General features: G+C 70.0%; 16 protein-coding genes. 13 read left to right on the top strand and 3 right to left on the bottom strand.

Annotated features, from left to right (window positions below):
* Window positions 1–118: 118 nt before the first annotated feature.
* From rpoB to VYL96_RS11965, 10 genes are all read left to right on the top strand, one after another.
* Window positions 119–3,625 carry a DNA-directed RNA polymerase subunit beta gene (gene rpoB / locus VYL96_RS12010; RefSeq protein ID WP_131885313.1) on the top strand — a complete coding sequence of 1,169 codons (3,507 nt, stop codon included), beginning with the start codon at window positions 119–121 and terminating at the stop codon, window positions 3,623–3,625.
* Window positions 3,626–3,748: 123 nt separating this feature from the next.
* A complete protein-coding gene (locus tag VYL96_RS12005; protein ID WP_131885312.1) occupies window positions 3,749–7,708 on the top strand; it encodes a DNA-directed RNA polymerase subunit beta' in 3,960 nt (1,319 codons plus the stop codon).
* A gap of 212 nt (window positions 7,709–7,920) precedes the next feature.
* Entirely contained in the window at window positions 7,921–9,294 is a 1,374-nt protein-coding gene (locus VYL96_RS12000; RefSeq protein WP_131885311.1) for a glycosyltransferase family 4 protein, read from the top strand.
* Window positions 9,288–10,007 (top strand): class I SAM-dependent methyltransferase, encoded by a 720-nt coding sequence (locus VYL96_RS11995; RefSeq protein ID WP_131885310.1) that lies wholly within the window; start codon window positions 9,288–9,290, stop codon window positions 10,005–10,007. The genes VYL96_RS12000 and VYL96_RS11995 overlap by 7 nt, the downstream gene beginning before the upstream one ends.
* Window positions 10,008–10,064: 57 nt before the next feature.
* Window positions 10,065–11,171: a prenyltransferase/squalene oxidase repeat-containing protein gene (locus VYL96_RS11990; RefSeq protein WP_243699616.1), complete on the top strand. Its 1,107-nt coding sequence runs from the start codon at window positions 10,065–10,067 to the stop codon at window positions 11,169–11,171.
* An 80-nt stretch (window positions 11,172–11,251) separates the two neighbouring features.
* Window positions 11,252–12,109: an LLM class F420-dependent oxidoreductase gene (locus VYL96_RS11985; RefSeq protein WP_131885308.1), complete on the top strand. Its 858-nt coding sequence runs from the start codon at window positions 11,252–11,254 to the stop codon at window positions 12,107–12,109.
* Window positions 12,110–12,158: 49 nt separating this feature from the next.
* Window positions 12,159–13,052, top strand: coding sequence for an SDR family NAD(P)-dependent oxidoreductase (locus VYL96_RS11980; protein WP_131885307.1), 894 nt, complete (start codon window positions 12,159–12,161; stop codon window positions 13,050–13,052).
* The gene (locus VYL96_RS11975; RefSeq protein ID WP_131885306.1) at window positions 13,049–14,077 is read left to right on the top strand and encodes a pirin family protein; all 1,029 of its coding nucleotides are present in this window, start codon (window positions 13,049–13,051) and stop codon (window positions 14,075–14,077) included. Before VYL96_RS11980 ends, VYL96_RS11975 begins: the two co-directional genes overlap by 4 nt.
* 12 nt (window positions 14,078–14,089) lie before the next feature.
* On the top strand, window positions 14,090–14,446 hold the full coding sequence (locus tag VYL96_RS11970) for a GNAT family N-acetyltransferase (RefSeq protein ID WP_131885305.1): 357 nt from the start codon (window positions 14,090–14,092) through the stop codon (window positions 14,444–14,446).
* Window position 14,447: 1 nt separating this feature from the next.
* Window positions 14,448–14,903: a carboxymuconolactone decarboxylase family protein gene (locus VYL96_RS11965; RefSeq protein ID WP_070722421.1), complete on the top strand. Its 456-nt coding sequence runs from the start codon at window positions 14,448–14,450 to the stop codon at window positions 14,901–14,903.
* A gap of 69 nt (window positions 14,904–14,972) precedes the next feature.
* On the opposite strand, the gene VYL96_RS11960 is transcribed toward VYL96_RS11965, so the two are convergent.
* On the bottom strand, window positions 14,973–15,389 hold the full coding sequence (locus tag VYL96_RS11960) for a YccF domain-containing protein (RefSeq protein ID WP_131885304.1): 417 nt from the start codon (window positions 15,387–15,389) through the stop codon (window positions 14,973–14,975).
* Between the two features lie 46 nt (window positions 15,390–15,435).
* Between VYL96_RS11960 and VYL96_RS11955 the strand changes: the two genes are divergently transcribed.
* A complete protein-coding gene (locus VYL96_RS11955) occupies window positions 15,436–16,842 on the top strand; it encodes a sigma 54-interacting transcriptional regulator (protein ID WP_207913537.1) in 1,407 nt (468 codons plus the stop codon).
* 43 nt (window positions 16,843–16,885) lie between these two features.
* Window positions 16,886–18,904 carry a vWA domain-containing protein gene (locus tag VYL96_RS11950; protein ID WP_131885302.1) on the top strand — a complete coding sequence of 673 codons (2,019 nt, stop codon included), beginning with the start codon at window positions 16,886–16,888 and terminating at the stop codon, window positions 18,902–18,904.
* Between the two features lie 6 nt (window positions 18,905–18,910).
* On the opposite strand, the gene VYL96_RS11945 is transcribed toward VYL96_RS11950, so the two are convergent.
* Together VYL96_RS11945 and VYL96_RS11940 are read right to left on the bottom strand one after the other, a co-directional pair.
* Window positions 18,911–19,570: a class I SAM-dependent methyltransferase gene (locus VYL96_RS11945; RefSeq protein WP_007631668.1), complete on the bottom strand. Its 660-nt coding sequence runs from the start codon at window positions 19,568–19,570 to the stop codon at window positions 18,911–18,913.
* An 84-nt stretch (window positions 19,571–19,654) separates the two neighbouring features.
* Window positions 19,655–21,430: an AMP-binding protein gene (locus VYL96_RS11940; RefSeq protein WP_131885301.1), complete on the bottom strand. Its 1,776-nt coding sequence runs from the start codon at window positions 21,428–21,430 to the stop codon at window positions 19,655–19,657.
* A gap of 215 nt (window positions 21,431–21,645) precedes the next feature.
* On the opposite strand from VYL96_RS11940, the gene VYL96_RS11935 reads away from it, so the two are divergent.
* Window positions 21,646–23,172: a CoA-acylating methylmalonate-semialdehyde dehydrogenase gene (locus VYL96_RS11935; protein ID WP_007631640.1), complete on the top strand. Its 1,527-nt coding sequence runs from the start codon at window positions 21,646–21,648 to the stop codon at window positions 23,170–23,172.
* Window positions 23,173–23,193: the final 21 nt, after the last annotated feature.

Below are 23,193 nucleotides of genomic sequence, written 5' to 3'. Positions count from 1 at the left end.
GTCCCCGGTTTCCCGGGCGATTTCCGAGCCTTCCATCCGGCCGCGGACCTGGGGGGATAACCGTCGGCGGACCGCTCGCAGATACATCTGTGGTCACCGCCCGTGGTGATCACGTGAGGTGCTGGAAGGACCCATCTTGGCAGTCTCCCGCCAGACCACGTCAGTCTCCACCGTTCCCGGTGCGCCCCGGAGAGTCTCGTTCGCGAAGCTCTCCGAGCCGTTGCCGGTCCCGGGGCTGCTCGACCTCCAGACGGAGTCGTTCGAGTGGTTCATCGGTTCGGAGGAGTGGCAGCAGAGGGCCGCCTCGCGCGGTACCACGAACCTCGAGGGAGGTCTGGAGTCCATCCTCAAGGAGATCTCCCCGATCGAGGACTTCTCCGGCTCCATGTCCCTCTCGTTCTCGGAGCCGTACTTCGAAGAGGTGAAGGCGTCCCTCGAGGACTGCCGCGAGAAGGACCGCACGTACGAGGCGCCCCTGTTCGTCACCGCGGAGTTCGAGAACACCGAGACCGGTGAGATCAAGTCGCAGACCGTCTTCATGGGCGACTTCCCCATGATGACCGACAAGGGCACGTTCATCATCAACGGCACCGAGCGGGTCGTCGTGTCCCAGCTCGTCCGGTCGCCGGGCGTGTACTTCGACCGTTCACGCGACAAGTCCACGGAGAAGGACGTCCACTCCGTCAAGGTCATCCCGTCGCGTGGCGCATGGCTCGAGTTCGACGTCGACAAGCGCGACACCGTCGGCGTGCGCATCGACCGCAAGCGTCGCCAGTCGGTCACCGTGCTGCTCAAGGCGCTCGGCTGGACCACCACCGAGATCAAGGAGCGCTACGGCTTCTCCGAGATCATGATGTCCACGCTCGAGAAGGACACGGTCGAGGACACCGACCAGGCCCTGCTGGAGATCTACCGCAAGCTGCGTCCGGGCGAGCCGCCGACCCGCGAGTCCGCCGAGGCCCTCCTGGAGAACCTCTTCTTCAAGGAGAAGCGCTACGACCTGGCCCGCGTCGGCCGCTACAAGGTCAACCGCAAGCTCGGCCTGCCGGATCCCGAGGGCGACGCCACCACCACGCTCACGCGTGAGGACATCGCCGCGACCATCGAGTACCTCGTGCGCCTCCACGCGGGCGAGACGAGCATGCAGGTCGCCGGTGGCCGTGAGGTGCCGGTCGAGGTCGACGACATCGACCACTTCGGCAACCGTCGTCTGCGCACCGTCGGCGAGCTCATCCAGAACCAGGTCCGCGTCGGCCTGTCCCGCATGGAGCGCGTCGTCCGCGAGCGCATGACCACGCAGGACTCCGAGGCGATCACCCCGCAGTCGCTGATCAACATCCGGCCCATCACCGCGGCGCTCAAGGAGTTCTTCGGAACTTCCCAGATGTCGCAGTTCATGGACCAGAACAACCCGCTGTCGGGCCTGACGCACAAGCGTCGCCTCTCGGCGCTCGGGCCCGGCGGCCTCTCGCGTGAGCGCGCCGGTCTCGAGGTCCGCGACGTCCACGCCTCGCACTACGGCCGCATGTGCCCGATCGAGACCCCCGAGGGTCCCAACATCGGTCTCATCGGTTCGCTCTCGGTGTACGCCCGCGTCAACCCGTTCGGGTTCATCGAGACCCCGTACCGCCGTGTCGTCGACGGCGTCGTCACCGATCAGGTGGACTACCTGACCGCTGACGAGGAGGACCGCTACGTCGTGGCGCAGGCAAACTCGGAGATCGACGCCGAGGGGCGCTTCGTCGAGGACCGCATCCTCGTCCGCAAGAAGCACGGCGACGTCGAGGTCGTCGAGGCCGGCGACGTCGACTACATGGACGTCTCGCCGCGGCAGATGGTCTCCGTCGCCACCGCGATGATCCCGTTCCTCGAGCACGACGACGCCAACCGTGCCCTCATGGGTGCGAACATGCAGCGTCAGTCCGTCCCGCTCGTGCGCTCGGAGGCGCCGCTCGTCGGCACCGGCATGGAGCTGCGTGCGGCCGTCGACGCCGGCGACGTCGTCGTCAACTCCAACCCGGGCATCGTGGAGGAGGTCTCGGCCGACTTCATCACCGTGATGGACGACGATGGCGGTCGCCAGACCTACCGGCTGTCCAAGTTTGCGCGCTCCAACCAGGGCACCTGCTCCAACCAGAAGCCGATCGTCGACGAGGGCGACCGCGTCGAGGCCGGCCAGGTCCTCGCCGACGGCCCCTGCACCGAGAACGGTGAGATGGCGCTCGGCAAAAACCTGCTCGTGGCGATCATGCCGTGGGAGGGCCACAACTACGAGGACGCGATCATCCTCTCGCAGCGCCTGGTGGAGGAGGACGTGCTCACGTCCATCCACATCGAGGAGCACGAGATCGACGCCCGCGACACCAAGCTGGGCGCCGAGGAGATCACCCGGGACATCCCCAACGTCTCCGACGAGGTCCTCGCCGACCTCGACGACCGCGGCATCGTGCGCATCGGCGCCGAGGTCCGTGACGGCGACGTGCTGGTCGGCAAGGTCACCCCGAAGGGCGAGACCGAGCTGACCCCGGAGGAGCGCCTCCTGCGCGCGATCTTCGGTGAGAAGGCGCGCGAGGTGCGCGACACCTCGCTCAAGGTGCCCCACGGCGAGTCCGGCAAGGTCATCGGCGTGCGCGTGTTCTCGCGTGACGACGACGACGACCTGCCCCCCGGCGTCAACGAGCTGGTGCGCGTGTACGTGGCGCAGAAGCGCAAGATCCAGGACGGCGACAAGCTCGCCGGCCGCCACGGCAACAAGGGCGTCATCGGCAAGATCCTCCCCGCCGAGGACATGCCGTTCCTGCCCGACGGCACGCCGGTGGACATCATCCTCAACACGCACGGCGTCCCGCGCCGTATGAACATCGGTCAGATCATGGAGACCCACCTCGGCTGGCTGGCCAAGGCGGGCTGGGAGGTGCCGCGCGAGGCGGACGGCTCCCTGCCCGACTGGGCGACCAAGCTGCCGGAGGAGATCCACCACGTCGAGCCCGGAACCAACACCGCCACCCCCGTCTTCGACGGCGCGGCCGACACCGAGATCACCGGTCTGCTCGGCTGCACCCTGCCGAACCGTGACGGTGAGCGGATGGTCAAGGCCGACGGCAAGGCGACGCTGTTCGACGGCCGCTCCGGCGAGCCGTTCCCGTACCCCGTCGCAGTGGGTTACATGTACATCCTCAAGCTGCACCACCTGGTGGACGACAAGATCCACGCCCGCTCGACCGGTCCGTACTCGATGATCACCCAGCAGCCGCTCGGCGGTAAGGCCCAGTTCGGTGGCCAGCGCTTCGGTGAGATGGAGTGCTGGGCGATGCAGGCCTACGGCGCGGCGTACACGCTGCAGGAGCTGCTCACGATCAAGTCCGACGACGTCGTGGGCCGCGTGAAGGTCTACGAGGCGATCGTCAAGGGCGAGAACATCCCCGAGCCGGGCATCCCGGAGTCCTTCAAGGTCCTCCTCAAGGAGCTGCAGTCGCTGTGCCTCAACGTCGAGGTGCTCTCCAGCGACGGCCAGGCGGTCTCCCTGGGCGAGGGTGACGACGACGACCTCGACCGCACCGCCGCGAACCTCGGGATCAACCTCTCACGCGACGAGTCCTCGGCGGCCGACGAGCTGGCCCAGTAGGCGGGAGGGCGGCAGCCGCCGCCCCGCCCCGCACCCGACAGATTCGAGTTCCACCACGGCGGGCCCCACCGGCCCCACCCCGCGAGGGGCCCGCCATCATCCCACCCGGGAAAGGACGCCTACGTGCAGGACGTCAACTACTTCGACGAGCTGGTCATCAGCCTCGCGACCGCCGAGGACATCCGTAACTGGTCCTACGGCGAGGTCAAGAAGCCGGAGACCATCAACTACCGCACACTCAAGCCGGAGAAGGAGGGCCTGTTCTGCGAGAAGATCTTCGGCCCCACCCGGGACTGGGAGTGCTACTGCGGCAAGTACAAGCGCGTGCGCTTCAAGGGCATCATCTGTGAGCGCTGCGGCGTCGAGGTGACCCGCGCCAAGGTGCGTCGTGAGCGTATGGGCCACATCGAGCTGGCCGCGCCCGTCACCCACATCTGGTACTTCAAGGGCGTCCCGTCGCGTCTGGGTTACCTCCTGGACCTCGCGCCCAAGGACCTCGACAAGATCATCTACTTCGCCGCCTACGTCATCACGGGCGTCGACACCGAGCTGCGTCACAACGAGCTCAGCACCCTCGAGGCCCAGGTCCTCGAGGAGCGCAAGATCATCGAGGACGAGCGCGACTCCGACATCGAGGCCCGCGCGCGCAAGCTCGAGGCCGACCTCGCCGAGCTCGAGGCCGAGGGCGCCAAGGCCGACCAGCGCCGCAAGGTCAAGGACGGCGGCGAGAAGGAGATGAAGAAGATCCGCGAGGCCGCCCAGCGTGAGCTGGACCGCCTCGAGGAGATCTGGAACACCTTCGTCAAGCTCGACGTCAACCAGATCATCGTCGACGAGGGCATCTACCGCGAGCTCGAGGACCGCTTCGGTGAGTACTTCTCCGGCGGCATGGGCGCCGAGGCGATCCAGGCGCTGCTGGAGAACTTCGACCTCGAAGCCGAGGCCGAGTCCCTGCGCGAGATCATCCGCAACGGCAAGGGTCAGAAGAAGATCCGCGCCCTCAAGCGGCTCAAGGTCGTCTCCGCGTTCCTGCAGTCGGGCAACCACCCGGCCGCGATGGTGCTCGGTGCCGTCCCGGTGATCCCGCCGGAGCTGCGGCCGATGGTCCAGCTCGACGGTGGCCGCTTCGCCACCTCGGACCTCAACGACCTCTACCGTCGCGTGATCAACCGCAACAACCGCCTCAAGCGACTGATGGACCTCGGCGCGCCCGAGATCATCGTCAACAACGAGAAGCGGATGCTGCAGGAGTCCGTCGACGCGCTGTTCGACAACGGCCGCCGCGGCCGGCCGGTCACGGGGCCGGGCAACCGCCCGCTCAAGTCCCTGTCTGACCTCCTCAAGGGTAAGCAGGGCCGGTTCCGTCAGAACCTGCTCGGCAAGCGTGTCGACTACTCGGGCCGTTCGGTCATCGTCGTCGGTCCGCAGCTCCAGCTGCACCAGTGTGGTCTGCCCAAGCTCATGGCGCTCGAGCTGTTCAAGCCGTTCGTCATGAAGCGGCTCGTGGACCTCAACCACGCGCAGAACATCAAGTCCGCCAAGCGGATGGTCGAGCGTCAGCGCGACCAGGTGTGGGACGTGCTCGAAGAGGTCATCGCCGAGCACCCGGTGATGCTCAACCGTGCGCCCACGCTGCACCGTCTCGGCATCCAGGCGTTCGAGCCGCAGCTCGTCGAGGGTAAGGCCATCCAGCTGCACCCGCTCGTGTGTGAGGCCTTCAACGCCGACTTCGACGGTGACCAGATGGCCGTGCACCTCCCGCTGTCCGCGGAGGCGCAGGCCGAGGCGCGCATCCTCATGCTCGCGTCGAACAACATCCTGTCGCCGGCGTCGGGTCGTCCGCTCGCCATGCCGCGACTGGACATGGTCACGGGCCTGTACTACCTGACCCGTCTGGACGAGGGTGCCGAGGGCGCCTACGAGCCCGCCACCGACGACGCGCCGGCGACCGGCGTGTACGCGACCCCGGCCGAGGCCATCATGGCCGTCGACCTGGGTGTGCTCGACATCCACGCCCCGATCCGGGTCCGGATGACGCAGCAGCGCCCCAGCGCCGAGATCGAGGCGGAGCAGTTCCCCGAGGGCTGGACCCCCGGGCAGGAGTGGCTGGCCGAGACCACGCTCGGCCGCGTCATGTTCAACGAGCTGCTCCCGGCGGACTACCCGTTTGTTAACGAGCAGATGCCGAAGAAGCGTCAGGCCGTCATCATCAACGACCTGGCCGAGCGCTACCCGATGATCGTCGTGGCGCAGACGGTGGACAAGCTCAAGGACACCGGCTTCTACTGGGCCACCCGGTCGGGTGTCACGATCGCCATGTCCGACGTGCTCGTGCCGCCGGCCAAGAAGGAGATCCTCGCCTCGTACGACACCAAGGCCGCGCGCCTGGAGTCGCAGTACGACCTCGGCAAGATCACCGACGAGGAGCGCAAGAGCGACCTGGTCAAGCTCTGGCAGGAGGCCGCCGACGAGATCGGCCAGGCCATGGAGGCCAACTACCCGGACGACAACCCGATCCCGACGATCGTGAAGTCGGGCGCGGCGGGCAACATGACCCAGATCCGGTCGCTGGCCGGCATGAAGGGCCTGGTGACCCGTCCGAACGGCGAGTTCATCCCGCAGCCCATCAAGTCCTCGTTCCGCGAGGGCCTGACGGTGCTCGAGTACTTCATGAACACGCACGGTGCGCGTAAGGGCCTGGCCGACACCGCCCTGCGTACCGCCGACTCGGGCTACCTCACCCGTCGTCTCGTCGACGTCTCCCAGGACGTCATCGTCCGCGAGACCGACTGTGGCACCAGCAAGGGCGTGGAGACGACGATCGCCCGTCCGATCATGGACGCCCAGGGCAATTCCACGGGTGTTCTCGAGCGCGACGAGCACGTCGAGACCTCGACGTTCGCCCGGACGCTCGCGGAGGACGCGGTCGACGCGAACGGCACGGTCATCGTGTCGGCGGGCACCGACCTGGGTGACCCGACCATCGAGGCGCTCATCAACGCCGGCGTGGAGAAGGTCAAGGTCCGCTCGGTGCTGACCTGCACCACCGGCACCGGCGTCTGCGCGACCTGCTACGGCCGCTCGATGGCGACCGGCCAGCTGGTCGACATCGGCGAGGCCGTCGGCATCGTCGCCGCACAGTCGATCGGTGAGCCCGGTACCCAGCTCACGATGCGTACGTTCCACCAGGGTGGCGTCGGCGACGACATCACCGGTGGTCTGCCGCGTGTGCAGGAGCTGTTCGAGGCGCGCGTGCCCAAGGGCAAGGCGCCGATCGCCGAGGAAGCGGGCCGGATTCGCATCGACGAGGAGGAGCGCTTCTACACGATCACGATCGTGCCCGACAACGGTGCGGACGAGATCGTCTACGAGAAGCTCTCCAAGCGTCAGGGCCTCGCCCACATCACCCTCGACGACGGCTCCTCGCGGCCGATCGCCGACGGCGACCATCTCGAGCGCGGTCAGGCCCTCCTCGAGGGCCCGGCCGACCCGCACGAGGTGCTGGCGATCCTCGGCCCGAACGGTGTCCAGAAGCACCTCGTCGACGAGGTGCAGAAGGTCTACCGCTCGCAGGGCGTGTCGATCCACGACAAGCACATCGAGGTCATCGTCCGCCAGATGATGCGCCGCGTGGCAATCAACGAGTCGAACAGCACCGAGTTCCTGCCGGGTGCCCTGGTGGAGCGTGCCGAGCTCACGGCGGAGAACCGCCGCGTGCTCACCGAGGGCGGTTCGCCGGCCTCGGCGCGCCCGGTCCTCATGGGCATCACCAAGGCCTCGCTCGCCACCGACTCGTGGCTGTCGGCGGCCTCCTTCCAGGAGACCACCCGCGTCCTCACCGACGCCGCGATCAACAAGCGGTCGGACCGGCTCGTGGGCCTCAAGGAGAACGTCATCATCGGTAAGCTCATCCCGGCGGGTACCGGTATCAACCGCTACCGGAACTCGACGGTCGAGCCCACCGAGGAGGCCCGCGCCGCCGCCTACTCCATCCCGGACTACGGCGACGGCTTCTACGGCCCCGAGGACGGTTTCGGCGACGCCACCGGCGCGTCCGTCCGCCTCGACGACCTGGGCTACTGATCGGCTGGCGCGGCAGGATCGCCGCCGCGCCCAGCCAGTCTCACCGGACCCCCGAGCACCCCGCGTGCCGGGGGTCCGGTGTTTCGGCGGGTCGGCTGCCCGGCCGCGTCCTTGCTGTTGGGGAACGTGTTCTAGACTTGCCCGATGTGCCCGTCGCCACTCACGGCAGTCGCGACGGCGGGGCCGATGACCGTAGAAGGAGGCGATCGATCGTGCGGATCGCGTTGCTCTCGTACAGGAGCAAACCCCACGGCGGCGGGCAGGGTGTCTACGTACGCCACCTGAGCCGTGAGCTGGCGGCACTCGGCCACACCGTCGAGGTGTTCTCCGGTCAGCCGTACCCCGAGCTGGACCCGGGGCCCACGCTGACGAAGGTGCCGAGCCTGGACCTGTACAACGACGCGAACCCGTTCCGTACGCCGCGTCCCCGCGAGATCCGGGATCTCATCGACGTGCTCGAGGTGGTCACGATGTGGACCGCCGGGTTCCCGGAACCGCGGACGTTCAGCCTGCGGGCCGCGCGCACGCTGAAGGACCGGCTGGACGACTTCGACGTGGTGCACGACAACCAGTGCCTGGGCTCGGGCCTGCTGGACCTGGAGAAGGCAGGCTTCCCCGTGGTGGCCACCGTGCACCATCCCATCACCCGCGATCGCGCGCTGGCCATGAAGGAGGCCCCGCTCCGCAAGAAGATCACGACGTGGCGATGGTTCGGCTTCCTCGGCATGCAGATCCGCGTCTCCCGCAGGCTGCAGGAGATCATCACGGTCTCCGGCAACTCGGCGGAGGACATCGCGGGGGACTTCGGGGTCGACCCGGACCGGATCGTCACGATCCCGCTGGGTGTCGACACCGACCGATTCCACGACGGGCGGCGTCGCGAACCCGGCCGTCTGGTGTGCGTGGCGAGCGCCGACCAGCCGCTCAAGGGTGTCCCCGTCCTGCTGCGCGCGCTGGCGAAGGTGCGTGAGGAACACCCGGGCGTCCGCCTGACGTTGATCTCCAAGCTCAAGCCGAAGGGCGAGGCGTCGCGCCTGCTCGACAGGTTGAGGTTGCGCGATGCGGTGGACCTGGTGTCCGGGGTCGACGACGACGAGCTCGCCGAACTCGTGGGGTCCGCCGAGATCGCGGTCGTGCCGAGTATGTACGAGGGGTTCTCCCTCCCGGCGGTGGAGGCGATGTCCAGTGGCTGCGCCCTCGTGGCGACCCGGGCCGGCGCACTGCCGGAGGTGGTCGGGACGGACGACTCGGCGGCCCGCCTGGTCGAGCCCGGGGACGTCGACGCGCTGGCCCGGGAGATCAGTGCGCTGCTGTCCGATCCCGCCGAACGGGACCGGCTGTCGAAGGGTGGCCGCGCGAGGGTGATGGAGCGTTACAGTTGGGCGGCCGTCGCCCGCCGGACCGTCGAGGTCTACGAGGCGGCGATCGCCCGGGTCCGCGGCGAGGCGCTGCCGGACCTGTCGGCGGGGCCGGTCCTCGGGCCGGATCAGGCCGAGATCGACGAGCACGTCACCGACGACGCGCCCGAGGTGCTCCCGGAATCCGGTGAGTACGACATCCGTGAGCAGGAGGACGCCGCATGCTGACCGCTGACTTCGACCGTCTGGGGGTCACCCCGGGCATGCGAGCCATCGACGTGGGGGCCGGCCTCGGCCGCCACACGTTCGAGCTCTACAGGCGTGGGGCGGACGTCACCGCGTTCGACCAGAACGCCGACGAGATGCAGCAGGTCTCGGACATGCTGGCGGCCATGGAGGCCGAGGGTGAGGGTCTGCCCACCTCGAAGGGCGAGGCCGTCACCGGCGACGCGCTCGACATGCCGTATGAGGACGCGACGTTCGACCTGGTGCTCATCTCCGAGGTGCTCGAGCACGTGCCGGAGGACACGAAGGCGATCGCCGAGCTCGTCCGCATCCTCAAGCCCGGCGGGGTCGCCGCGGTGACCGTGCCGCGGGAGTGGCCGGAGAAGCTGTGCTGGAAGCTGTCGGACGCCTACCACTCCAACCCCGGCGGCCACTGCCGGATCTACACGGCCGAGGAGCTGGGCTACAAGCTCCGTGCCGCGGGCCTCGAGGTCACGGGTACCGGTTACGCGCACGCCCTGCACGCGCCCTACTGGTGGCTCAAGTGTGCGGTGGGCACGGAGAACGAGGATCATCCGCTGCCCAAGGCGTACCACAAGCTCCTCGTGTGGGACCTCATGAAGGGTCCGTGGATCACGCGCACCGCCGAGAAGGTGCTCAACCCGGTGATGGGCAAGTCCATCGTGTTCTACCTGCGCAAGCCCGCGGAGGCCTGATCGTCCGTGCAGTCACACAACAACGGTGTGTCCCGCCCGGGGCCGGTGACCGTGGGGATCGGTGACCGGCCGGTGCCCAGCGTGCCGGGCGTCCTCGACGCCGACGCGGTCCGGGCCACCGGCGAGTGGATCGCCTCGGTCCAGAAGCCCACCGGCGAGATCCCGTGGTTCACCGGTGGGCACACCGACCCGTGGGATCACGTCGAGTCGGCGATGGGCCTGTCCGTCGCCGGGCAGTGGGAGGCCGCGGAGCGGGCCTACGGGTTCCTCCGTGACACCCAGCGGACCGACGGGTCGTGGCCGGTGAAGTGGGAGGACGGCCGGGTGGTGGACTCCGACGTCGACTCCAACTTCTGCGCCTACGTCGCGGTGGGCGTCTGGCACCACCACCTGGTCACCGGGGCCCCGGGTTTCCTCGAGTCGATGTGGCCGACCGTGCGGCGCGCGCTCGACCTGGTGCTGACGTTCCAGGGACCGGAGGGGCAGATGTGGTGGGGCGCGGGCCCCGAGGGTTTCTGCGAGGAGGCCCTGGTCACCGGGTCGTCGAGCGTCCACCACTCACTGCGCTGCGGTGTCGCGATCGCGGAGGAACTGGGGGAGACGGCGCCGGACTGGGACGCGGCAGCCGACCGGCTGGGCCACGCCCTGCGCGCGCACCCGGAGCTGTTCACGCCCAAGGACGAGTTCTCCATGGACTGGTACTACCCGGTGCTGGCCGGCGTCATGGTGGGGGAGCAGGCGCAGGCCCGGCTCGACTCCCGCTGGGACGACTTCGTGGTGGACGGCCTCGGCATCCGCTGCGTCGACCACCGTCCGTGGGTCACGGGGGCGGAGACCTGCGAGCTGGTGCTCGCGCTCGAGGCCGCGGGTCGGCACGAGCAGGCGCTGCAGCAGTTCACCCACATGCAGCACCTGCGGGACGACGACGGTTCGTACTGGACGGGCCTCGTCTTCGCCGACGGCAAACGGTGGCCCGTCGAGCTGAGCACGTGGACCGCCGCGGTGATGCTGCTGGCCGCCGACGCGTTGTCGCGCACCACGCCGGGCAACGAGATCTTCCGGTACGTCTCGGACCACACCATGCAGCGTCTGCGGTCGCATCCGGGCGACCCCGCGGACTGTGCGCCGGGCGAGACCTGCCCGACCGCCGTCGTCGTGCGCTAGCTAGTCTGTCGGCACGCCACCGCTGGACACCTGTCTGATCAGGTGTCGGCGCAGGTGGCGACCCGGACGAGGGAGTGCGTATGGAATTCGGACTGACGCTGTTCACGAGCGACCGGGGTATCCGGCCACACACCGCGGCGCTCGCCGCTGAGCGGACGGGCTTCTCGGCCTTCTACGTGCCCGAGCACACGCACATCCCCGTGCGACGCGAGGCAGCGCACCCGGGCACCGGGGGCGCCGAGCTCCCCGACGAGCGCTACGGCCGGACCCTGGATCCGTGGGTCGCGCTGGGCGCCGCCGCGGCGGTGACCTCGACCATCCGGCTGGGCACGGCCGTGTCCATCCCGGTGGAGAGCGATCCCATCACGCTGGCCAAGACCATCGCCTCCGTCGACCACCTCTCCGACGGCCGGGCCGTCCTGGGCGTGGGCTACGGCTGGAACCTCGACGAGATGGCGGATCACAACGTCCCCCCGGGTAGGCGCCGCACGATGTTGCGGGAATACCTCGAGGCCATGCGGGAGCTGTGGACGGAGGACGAGGCCGAGTACCACGGCGAGTTCGTCGACTTCGGTCCCAGCTGGGCCTGGCCCAAGACCGCCCGGAAGCCCGGCCCGCTCACGCTGGTGGGCGCGGCGGGGAACGAGAAGAACCTCAAGTGGATCTGCCGCAGCGCCGACGGCTGGATGACCACGCCCATCTCCCAGGACATCTCCGGCAGCGTGCGCAGGCTGCGCGAGCTGTGGGCGGAGGCCGGGCGGGAGGGCGAGCCGTACATCGTCGTCCTCGACCGCAAGCCGGTGCCGGAGAAGATCGAGGCCTACCGCGAACTCGGCGTGCACGAGCTCGTCTACGGCACCCCGGACCGGTCCGAGGAGGAGGTCCTCGGCTACATCGACCGACTCGCCGGCAAGCTCGGCCTCGGGGCCACGGTCTGAGCCGTCGGTGGCGCCCCACCCGGTCCGGTTCCGCCGGTACCGTCGTGGTATGGACCACAGTGATTCCGCCGCTCCCGTCGTCGTCATCACCGGGGCGGGCGGTGGCCTCGGCGCCGCCACGGCCGCGCTCTACGCCGGTCGCGGCTGGCGGGTCGTCGCGGTCGACCTGACGGCCCCGCCCGGCGCGACGGGGATCACGCCCGTCGCCGCCGACGTCACCGACCCCGACTCGCTCTCCGCACTGGCCGACCGCGTGCGGGCCGACTTCGGTCGACTCGACCTCGTCGTCACCTTCGCGGGGGTCCTGGGGATCGGCCCGCTCGCCGAGACCGACCCGCAGCGTGTGCAGCACGTGCTCGACGTGAACGTCATGGGCACCGTCCGCACCGTCCACGCTCTGTGGGACCTGTTGCGTGAGACCGGCGGACGGGTGGTGCTCATCAGTTCCGAGACCGGCCCGCAGCACGGGATGCCGATGAACGGCGCCTACGCGATGAGCAAGCACGCGATCGAGGCCTACGGTGACGCCCTGCGCCGCGAACTGATGTTCCTCGGGATGGACGTCGTCCTGGTCCAGCCGGGCCCGTTCCGCACCGGCATGACCGCCTCCATCCGGCGCCGCTTCCAGGAATCGACCGTGCCAGGCTCGCCGTTCGCGGCCATGGCCGCGGTGATGGGCGAGATGGCCGCCGGGGAGGACGACAAGGCCACCGACCCGTCCGTGCTCGCCGAGGCCGTGTGGCGGGCCGGCACCACCGCCCGGCCGCGTCACCGCTACGCCGTGCGCTGGGAGCTGACCCGCCGCCTGCTGGACCACCTGCCGGTGCCGCTGGTCGACAAGGCGCTCGTCCTGGCGCTGGGCGGGAAGATCAACGCCCGGAAGCTCGAGATGCGGCGGCAGGAGGCCGATGCCCGCGAGCAGATGCGGGAGGTGGCCGAATGACCAATCTCGACCCCCGGCCCGAGGAGATCGAGTGCGAGGCCGGCGGCGCGCCCGACGGGTCACGGCCCGGCGGCGCCGCCGTGGAGATCATCACGGCCCGCGACGTCCCCCTGGGCGGACCGCGAGCGATGACCGTCCGCCGGACCCACCCGCAGCGGCAACGGTCCCTCATCGGCGCCTTCTGCTTTGTCGACCACTACGGGCCCGACGACGTCTCCCTCAGCGGCGGCATGGACGTCCCCTCGCACCCGCACACCGGCCTGCAGACCGTGAGCTGGCTGTTCGAGGGCAACATCACCCACCACGACTCCGGCGACAACCACGCCGTCGTGAGGCCCGGGGAGGTCAACCTCATGACCGCCGGGTCGGGCATCTGCCATACCGAGGTGTCGACCCAGGACACCACCATGCTGCACGGAGTGCAGCTCTGGACGGTGCTCCCCGAGTCGCACCGCGAGGTGGGCGGCCGCGGGTTCGACCACTTCGTGCCCGACACGGTCCATCTCGAGGGCGGATCGATGCAGGTCTTCATGGGGTCACTGATGGGCTCGTCGTCGTCGGTCTCCACCTACACGCCCCTCGTCGCGGCGGAGATCCGGCTCGACCCCGGCGCCGAGCTGACCCTCGACGTGGACCCGGAGTTCGAACACGACCTGCTCGCGGACAGCGGCGACCTCACGCTCGAGGGGGTGCGCGTCGCGGTGACCGAACTCGCCTACACGGGCGTCGGTGAGACCACGCTGACCATCCGCAACACCGGGTCGACGCCCGGACGCGCGGTCCTCATCGGTGGCACGCCGTTCTCCGAGGAGATCATCATGTGGTGGAACTTCATCGGGCGGACGCACGACGCGATCGCCCGTTACCGCGAGCTGTGGGAGGCCGGCTCCGACCGCTTCGGCCGCGTGGACGGCTATATCGGCCACGACCCGCAGGGTCTGACCCGGCTGCCCGCGCCCGCACTGCCCAACACCACGCTCAGGCCGCGGGTCAATCCCGACCCGCGCGCACGGACCACCGAGTAGGGGAGGACACCGATGACCGAGTACACCGACAGCAGCGGCACCACCGTGACCGTGGAGCGCTCCGACTCGCGCGAGGCGTTCGAGATCCGGGACGCCTCCGGCGAGGTCGCCGGCCACGCCGACTTCCGCGATATCGGCGGGGAGCGCATCTTCCACCACACCGTGGTCGGGGAGGAGTTCGGGGGCCGGGGTCTCGGTACCGCGCTCGTCCGCGGAGCGGTCGAGGCGACCCGCGACGAGGGGGTGACGATCGTCCCCGTGTGCTCGATGGTGGAGGGGTTCCTCGGCAAGAACGCCGACGAGTTCGCGGGGGCGTACCGTGACGCCACCGACGACGACCGCGCCCGGGTCGGCGCGGAGGACGGCTGACGTGGGGGTCCCGCAGCTGGACCGGACCCAGCGCGAGGTCTACAAACAGCTCGTCCGCACCGCCGTCGCGTCCCGGCAGGCGTCCCGCGAGGCCGGGCTGGAGGAGGCGCTGCTCGAACTGGTCAACGTGCGCGTGTCGCAGATCAACGGCTGCGCGGCCTGCCTGGCCACCCACGTCCCCGCCGCCCGCGAGGCCGGGGTGTCGCAGGGGCGGCTCGACCTGCTGCCCGCATGGCGAGAACTCGACGCCTTCGGCGACGCCGAGCGGGCGGCGTTGCGCCTGGCCGAGACGTTGACACGCCTGGACGACGTCGACGAACGCGCTGCCGCGACGGCGGCCGCCGCCGACCACTTCTCCGACGAACAGCTCTCGGCGCTGGAGTGGACGATCGTGCTCATCAACGCCTTCAACCGGGTGTCGATCGCCAGTCACCACCAGCCGGGTATCGAGGACTGAGCCGGCCGCCGGCCCCGGGCACGGAGACCGCCGCCGCCCGGGGACGGCGCCGCAGGCCCGGGCGGGTGGTCAGCGAGAGGCGACCGGCACCATCGCCGCCCGGTCGGAGCGCACGATCTCCTTGCCGAACGGGAAACACGTCACCGGGATGAGCTTGAGGTTCGCCCACGCCAGCGGCAGCCCGATGATCGTCACCGCCTGGGCGAGCGCCGTGGCGACGTGGCCGATCGCCAGCCACAGTCCGGCAACCAGGAACCAGATGACGTTGCCGACCGTGCTCGCCCCACCGGGCCGGCCCCGGTCGACGACCTCGCGGCCGAACGGCCACAGGACATAGGCGGCGATCCGGAAGCTCGCGACCCCGAACGGGATCGTGATGACGAGGAGGCACGCCAGGATCCCGGCGAGCACATAACCCAGGAACAACCACACGCCCGCGGTCACCAGCCAGATGATGTTGAGGATCGCGGTCAGCACGGAACGCATACCGGCCACTGTAGGTCGGAAGCGGAAGTCGCGTCACAGGGTTACGGTGGGCGATGTGAGCGACAAGCCGGACGTCAGGACCCTCGGCGAGCTGCGCGCCGCCGGTTACACCAGCCGCACCCTCCGCGAGGAGCTGCGCGAGAACCTGCTCGCGGCCCTGGCCGCCGGGCGCGACCCGTGGCCCGGGATGCACGGGTTCGACACCACCGTGATCCCGCAGGTCGAACGCGCCCTCATCGCCGGGCACGACATCGTGCTGCTCGGTGAGCGAGGGCAGGGCAAGACCCGACTCCTGCGCACCCTCGTCGGGCTGCTCGACGAGTGGTCCCCCGTCGTGGCCGGCTCCGAACTGGGGGAGGACCCGCTCGCCCCCATCACCGACCCGACCCGCGAGCGGATCGCCCGCGAGGGCGACGCGCTGCCCGTCGAGTGGCGCCACCGCACCGAGCGGTACGTGGAGAAGCTCTCCACCCCGGACACGTCCGTGGCCGACATGATCGGCGACGTCGACCCCATGCGCGTGGCGGAGGGCCGCCGCCTGGGCGACCCGGAGACCATCCACTACGGACTCGTACCTCGCGCCAACCGCGGGATCGTGGCGCTCAACGAGCTGCCCGACCTGGCCGAGCGTATCCAGGTCGCGCTGCTCAACGTCATGGAGGAGCGGGACGTCCAGATCCGCGGTTATGTGCTCCGCCTGCCGCTGGACGTGCTGGTCGTGGCGTCGGCGAACCCGGAGGACTACACCAACCGCGGGCGGATCATCACCCCCCTCAAGGACCGGTTCGGCGCGGAGATCCGCACCCACTACCCGCTCGATCTGGCCGACGAGATCGAGGTCGTGCGGCAGGAGGCCGAACTCACCGCCGAGGTGCCCGACGCCCTCATGGAACTGCTCGCCCGCTTCACCCGCGAACTGCGCACCTCCGACTCGATCAACCAGGCCTCTGGGGTGTCGGCGCGTTTCGCCATCGCCGGCGCGGAGACCGTCGCCGCGGCGGCCCGCCGGCGGGCCGCCGTCCGCGGGGCCGACGACCCCGGCGAGGCGGTGGCCCGGCTCGTGGACCTCGACGTCGCCGTGGAGGTCCTGCGCGGCAAGATCGAGTTCGAACCCGGCGAGGAGGGGCGCGAATCCGAGATCCTGCGGTACCTGCTCCGCACCGCGACCGTGGACGTGGTGCGCGGGCTCTTCCGCGGCATCGACATGGCCCCGCTCGTCGAGGCGTTCGACGGCTCGGTGACCCTGACCACGGGGGCGAGCGTCACGGCCGCCGAGTTCCTGGCCGCACTGCCCGAGCTGTCCGTACCGGGGCTGTACGACGAGATCGCCGACCGGGTCGGCGCCACCAACGCCGGCCAGCGGGCCGGTGCGATCGAGCTGGCGCTGGAGGGGCTGTACCTCTCGCGGCGCCTGTCCAAGGAGACCGGGGACGGCGCCGCCGTCTACGGCTGACACGTCCCGGTGGCCACGCGGCCGCCGGAGCAGGAGGTGCGCGATGCCGCGACCAGAACCCCGCGCCCGCTACGGACGCTACGTCGGCGGGCCGGACCCGCTCGCGCCCCCGCTCGACCTGTCCGAGGCACTCGACGCGGTGTCCGAGGGCGTCATGGCCGGCTACTCGCCCGAGCAGTCGATGCGCGAGTTCCTGCGCTCCGGCGGCCGCGACCACACCGGGCTCGACGAGCTCGCCGGGCGCGTCCACCGCCGGCGGCGTGAACTGCTGAAGGGCCACCGACTGGGCGGCACCCTCGACGAGGTGTCCAAGCTGCTCGACGAGGCGCTGCTCGCCGAACGCGGGCAGCTCGCCCGCGACACCGAGATGGACCCCATGGACCGCACCCTGCGGGAGATGACCATCGAGAACCTCCCCGACAGCCCGGCGGCCGCGGTGGGGGAACTCAAAGACTATGACTGGGCCTCGCCCGACGCCCGCGAGGCGTACAAGCGGATCCAGGACCTGCTGGGTGCCGAGGCCCTCGACGCGCGGTTCGCCGGCATGAAGCAGGCGCTGGAGAACACCACCGACGCCGACCGGGCGGCGGTGTCCGAGATGCTCTCCGACCTCACCGACCTGCTGGACAAGCACGCCCGCGGGGAGGACACCGACGAGGACTTCCGCGAGTTCATGGACAAACACGGTGATGCGTTCCCCGAGCAGCCGCAGAACGTCGACGAGCTCATCGACACCCTCGCCAAGCGCTCGGCCGCAGCGCTGCGGATGATGCGCTCGATGACCCCGGAGCAGCGGGAGGAGCTCATGGCCCTGTCGCAGCAGGCGTTCGGCTCCCCCGAGTTCTCCGAGCAGCTCGGCAGACTCGACGGATTGCTTCAGACACTGCGACCCGGGGAGAACTGGGACGGCTCCGAGGACTTCGAGGGCTCCGAGGGGCTGGGCATGTCCGAGGGGACGGCCGCGATGGCCGAACTCGGCGACCTCGACCGCCTGGCCGAGCAGCTGTCCCGCAGCGACCGGTCGCCGCTGTCCGAACTGGATCTGGAGGCCGTCGCCCGCACCCTCGGCCGCGAGGCGGCGGTGTCCGTTCAGACCCTGGCCCGTCTCGAGCAGGCCATGCGGGACTCGGGCTACCTCAGCCGCCGGTCGGACGGCGACCTGCGACTGTCCCCGGCCGCGCTCCGCAAACTGGGCAGGTCGCTGCTGCGGGACGCCGCCCGCCGGCTGTCCGGCCGCTCGGGCGCGCGGGAGACCCGCGCATCGGGGGCGGCGGGCGACCAGACGGGGTCGAGCCGGGCGTGGGAGTTCGGCGACGTCGAGTCGTGGGACGTGCCGCGGACGATCGGTAACGCGATCTCCCGCATCGCCGCCGAGGGCGGTGACCCCGCCGGCGGGGTCCGGCTCCTGCCCGAGGACATCGAGGTCCGCGAGACCGAGGCCCGGACGCAGGCCGCGGTCGCGCTGCTCGTGGACACCTCGTTCTCCATGGCGATGGAGGGCCGCTGGGTGCCGATGAAACGCACCGCGCTCGCCCTGCATCATCTGGTGAGCACCCGCTTCCGGCAGGACCGGCTCCAGCTCATCTCGTTCGGGCGGTTCGCCCAGTCCCGCACGATCGAGTCACTGTTGTCACTGGACGCCCAGTACGAGGCCGGGACGAACCTGCACCACGCGCTGCTCCTGGCGGGGCGCTTCTTCCGCGAGCACCCGACCATGCAACCGGTCCTGCTCATCGTCACCGACGGCGAACCCACCGCGCACCTGCTCAGTGGCGGCGAACCCTGGTTCGCCTACCCGCCGGACCCGGACACCATCCGCACGACCGTCGACGAACTCGACAGGGTCGCCCGGTTCGGCGCGCAGACCACGTTCTTCCGCCTGGGCGCGGACCCCGGCCTCTCGCGGTTCCTCGACGCGCTGGCCCGGCGGGTCGAGGGCACCGTGGTGGCGCCGGAAGTCGACGACCTCGGGGCCGCCGTGGTGGGGCGGTTCCTGCACACACGCCGCGGCCGCCCGGGCTCCGGTGACGCGTGGAACGCGGGCGGCCGCTGGGCCGTGTGACCCCTCTCAGGGCATCGGCGCGCCGACCTCGCCGGAGTCCCGGCGCAGGACACGCAGCGAGTCCACGGCGGCCACCTCGGTGAACTGCCCGGACTCCAGGGCACGGCAGTAGATCTCGTACGGCGGGCGACCGCCGTCCTCGGGGTTCGGGAACACGTCGTGGATGAGCAGCGCTCCGCCGATCTTCACCCACGGGGCCCAGCCGGAGTAGTCGGCCTGCGCGGCCTCGGAGGAGTGGCCGCCGTCGATGAAGACGAACGACGCGGGAGTGCCCCACACCCGGGCGACCTGCCGGGAGCTGCCCACCGCGGCGGTCACCACCTCGTCCAGACCCGCGTCCCACATGGTGTGACGGAAGGCGACCAGGGTCTCCAGGCGCCCGGTGTGCGGGTCGACGAGCGAGGTGTCGTGGTACTCCCAGCCCGGCTGGTGCTCCTCGGACCCGCGGTGGTGGTCGACGGTGACGATGCTGCCGCCGGTCACGCGCGCGGCCGCGCCGAGGAACACCGTCGAGCGGCCGCAGTAGGTGCCGATCTCCACGCCCACGCCGTCGCCCAGGTACTCGCAGGCGATCTCGTAGAGAGTCGTGCCCTCCTCCAGTGGCATGAAGCCGGGGGCCGCGAGTGCGACGGCGAGCAGCGAGGGTTCGATCTCGGGTGCGGTCATGACTGTCAACCTAGCGCCCACCCCTCGGCCCTCGGTGCGGCGGGCGGCCTTGCGGGCGCGGCGCTCACGCCGTTGTCGTCGCGGTCAGCGCAGCGCCTCCTCGCGGAACTCGCCGGGGAAGTCCACCGACGGGCCGTTGCCCGACTCGCCCCGCCGGAGTTCCACCCGCCGGATCTTGCCCGAGATGGTCTTGGGCAGGTCCGTGAACTGCAGCCGGCGGATCCGCTTGTAGCCGGCCAGGTGGGTGCGCGAGTACTCGAAGATCTCCCGCGCCGTGTCCTCGTTCGGCTCCCAGTCCCCGGCCAGGACGACGAACGCCTTGGGCACGCTCAAGCGCACCGGGTCGGGGGAGGGAACGACTGCCGCCTCGGCCACGGCCGGCTGCTCGAGCAGGACCGACTCGAGCTCGAAGGGCGAGATCCGGTAGTCCGAGGACTTGAAGACGTCGTCGGTGCGGCCCACGTAGGTGATGTAGCCGTCCGCGTCCCGGGAGCCCACGTCGCCCGTGTGGTAGAAACCGTCGGCGTACGCGGCGGCGGTCCGCTCGGGGTCGCCGTGGTAGCCGACCATCAGGCCGAGCGGCCGCGGGTCGAGGCGCAGGCAGATCTCACCTTCGGCCCCGTCGCCGGTGACCTCCTGCCCCGTGGCCGGGTCCACCAGTGCCACCTCGAAGCCCGGGCACGGCCGGCCCATGGAGCCGTCCTTGATGGGCTGGCCGGGGGTGTTGGCGATCTGCACGGTGGTCTCGGTCTGGCCGAAGCCGTCGCGGATGGTCACGCCCCACGCGTCGCGCACGCGGCCGATCACCTCGGGGTTGAGCGGCTCACCGGCGCCCACCGCGAGGCGGGGCGGGACCTGCAGCTGGGTGAGGTCGGCCTGGATGAGCATCCGCCACACGGTCGGCGGGCAGCACAGGCTGGTCACGCCGCAGCGGTCCATCTCGCGCATCATCGCCGTCGCGTCGAAGCGGGAGTAGTTGTAGATGAACACGCACGAGCCGGCGATCCACGGGGTGAAGACGTTGGACCAGGCGTGCTTGGCCCAGCCGGGCGAGGAGACGTTGAGGTGGACGTCACCGGGCTGCAGGCCGATCCAGTACATGGTCGACAGGTGACCGGCGGGGTACGAGGCGTGCGTGTGCTCGACGAGCTTGGGCTTGCTGGTGGTGCCGGAGGTGAAGTACAGCAGCAGGGTGTCGTCGGCGTGCGTGGTGTGGCTGGGCTCGAAGTCGGGGGAGGCGTCCATCGCACCGGCCAGATCGGTCCAGCCCTCGGGCGCGCCGCCGGCGGCGCCACTCACGTCGGCCCCGCCGACGGGGCCACTCACGTCGGCCCCGCCGACGGAGATGCGCTGGTAGTCGCCGGAGATGGCGGAGAACCGGTCGGCCAGTTCGGCGCGGGCGATCACGTGCTTGATGCCACCGCGGGCGATCCGGTCGCGCAGGTCACCCTCGGCCAGCAGGGTGGTCGCGGGGATGACGACGGCGCCGAGCTTGATCACGGCGAGCATGACGTCCCACAGCTCCACCTGGTTGGCCAGCATGAGCAGGATGCGGTCGCCGGGCTCCACTCCGTGGTCGCGGAGCCAGTTGGCGGTGCGGTCGGAACGGATGCGCATCTCGTCGAACGAGTACTTGGCCTCGGTGGGTGCACTGCCACCGTCGTGCTCCTCGACGATCCACAGCGCGGGATCGTCGTTGCCCTCGGCCTGGACGTCGAACCAGTTCAGCGCCCAGTTCCACTCGTCCAGCTCGGGCCAGGCGAAACCGTCCCGGGCCCCCTCGTAGTCCTGCGCGTGGGCCTGGAGGAAGTCGCGGGCGGCGCGGAACCGGACGGTGGCCTCGGTGGGCAGCGGGGACATGGGTACTCCTGTCGACGGACGTGCCAGTTGTGTAGTGAGTCAGCTCACAGTAGGTCCGTCGTCCGCGGTGGCGGTACACCCGAAAGGGGAGGGTGCGAGCCCGGGTGGCGCCCCGATATGGATTACTAGGAGTTGCAAGTATAGGGTGATGGACATCACGGGAGAGGGGCGCTGGGCAACCCGGCCCAGGCGACCCCGCTGACGAAGGGACGGTCATGTCGGATCTCAGGCAGGTCGAGCACTACATCAACGGCGCGCGCGTCGCGGCCACGGGCGGCCGCACCCAGGACGTGCTCAACCCGAGCACGGGGAAGGCGCAGGCGGTCGTGCCGCTGGCCACGACGGCCGAGGTCGACGACGTCATCGCCAAGGCCGCCGCCGCGCAGAAGGCGTGGGCCGCGCAGAACCCGCAGAAGCGCGCCCGCGTGCTCATGCGGTTCGTCGACCTGGTCAACCAGAACATGCAGGAGCTCGCGGAGCTCCTGGCGATCGAGCACGGCAAGACGACCCCGGACGCGAAGGGCGACATCCAGCGCGGCCTCGAGGTCATCGAGTTCGCGATCGGCATTCCGCACCTGCTCAAGGGCGAGTACACCGAGAACGCCGGCACCGGCGTGGACGTCTACTCGATGCGCCAGCCGCTCGGCGTGGTCGCCGGCATCACGCCGTTCAACTTCCCGGCCATGATCCCGCTGTGGAAGGCCGGCCCGGCCATCGCGTGCGGCAACGCGTTCGTCCTCAAGCCCTCCGAGCGCGACCCGTCGGTGCCGGTCCGCCTGGCGGAGCTGTTCACCGAGGCCGGTCTGCCGGACGGCATCTTCCAGGTGGTGCACGGCGACAAGGAGGCCGTGGACGCCATCCTGAACAACGACACGATCCAGGCGGTGGGCTTCGTCGGCTCGACCCCGATCGCGCAGTACATCTACGAGAACGCGGCCCGCACGGGCAAGCGCGCGCAGTGCTTCGGTGGCGCCAAGAACCACGCGATCATCATGCCGGACGCGGACATGGACCAGGTCGCGGACGCCCTCGTCGGGGCCGGTTTCGGCTCGGCCGGTGAGCGCTGCATGGCCATCTCGGTGGCCGTGCCGGTCGGCGAGGGCACCGCCGAGAAGCTGATCGAGAAGCTCCTGCCCAAGGTCAAGGAGCTGAAGGTCGGCCACAGCCACGACCCGCAGTCCGACTACGGCCCGCTGGTGACCCCGGAGTCCAAGGAGCGAGTGCTCGACTACATCTCGCAGGGTGCGGACGCGGGCGCGGAGGTGCTCGTCGACGGCCGCGGTGTGGGCGCGTACACGGACTCCTTCAACGGCGAGGACATCTCGGGCGGCTACTTCGTCGGGCCGACCCTGCTGGACAAGGTCACGACCGACATGAGCGTGTACACCGACGAGATCTTCGGCCCGGTGCTCTCCATCGTCCACGCCAAGGACTTCGAGGAGGCCCTCGCGCTTCCCAGCGACCACGAGTACGGCAACGGCGTGGCCATCTTCACCCGTGACGGTGACGCGGCTCGCGAGTTCGTCTCCCGCGTCGAGGTGGGCATGGTCGGCGTGAACGTCCCGATCCCGGTGCCGATCGCGTACCACACCTTCGGCGGCTGGAAGAAGTCCGGCTTCGGCGACCTCAACCAGCACGGCCCGGAGTCGATCAAGTTCTACTCCAAGGTCAAGACGGTCACGCAGCGGTGGCCCTCGGGGATCAAGGACGGCGCCGAGTTCGTCATCCCCACGATGGACTGACGCCTACCGGGCGTAGGAGAG

Origin of the sequence: Dietzia maris, assembly GCF_036287335.1 — a bacterium.
GTDB lineage: Bacteria > Actinomycetota > Actinomycetes > Mycobacteriales > Mycobacteriaceae > Dietzia > Dietzia cinnamea.
This window is presented reverse-complemented; position numbering and strand designations above follow the sequence as displayed.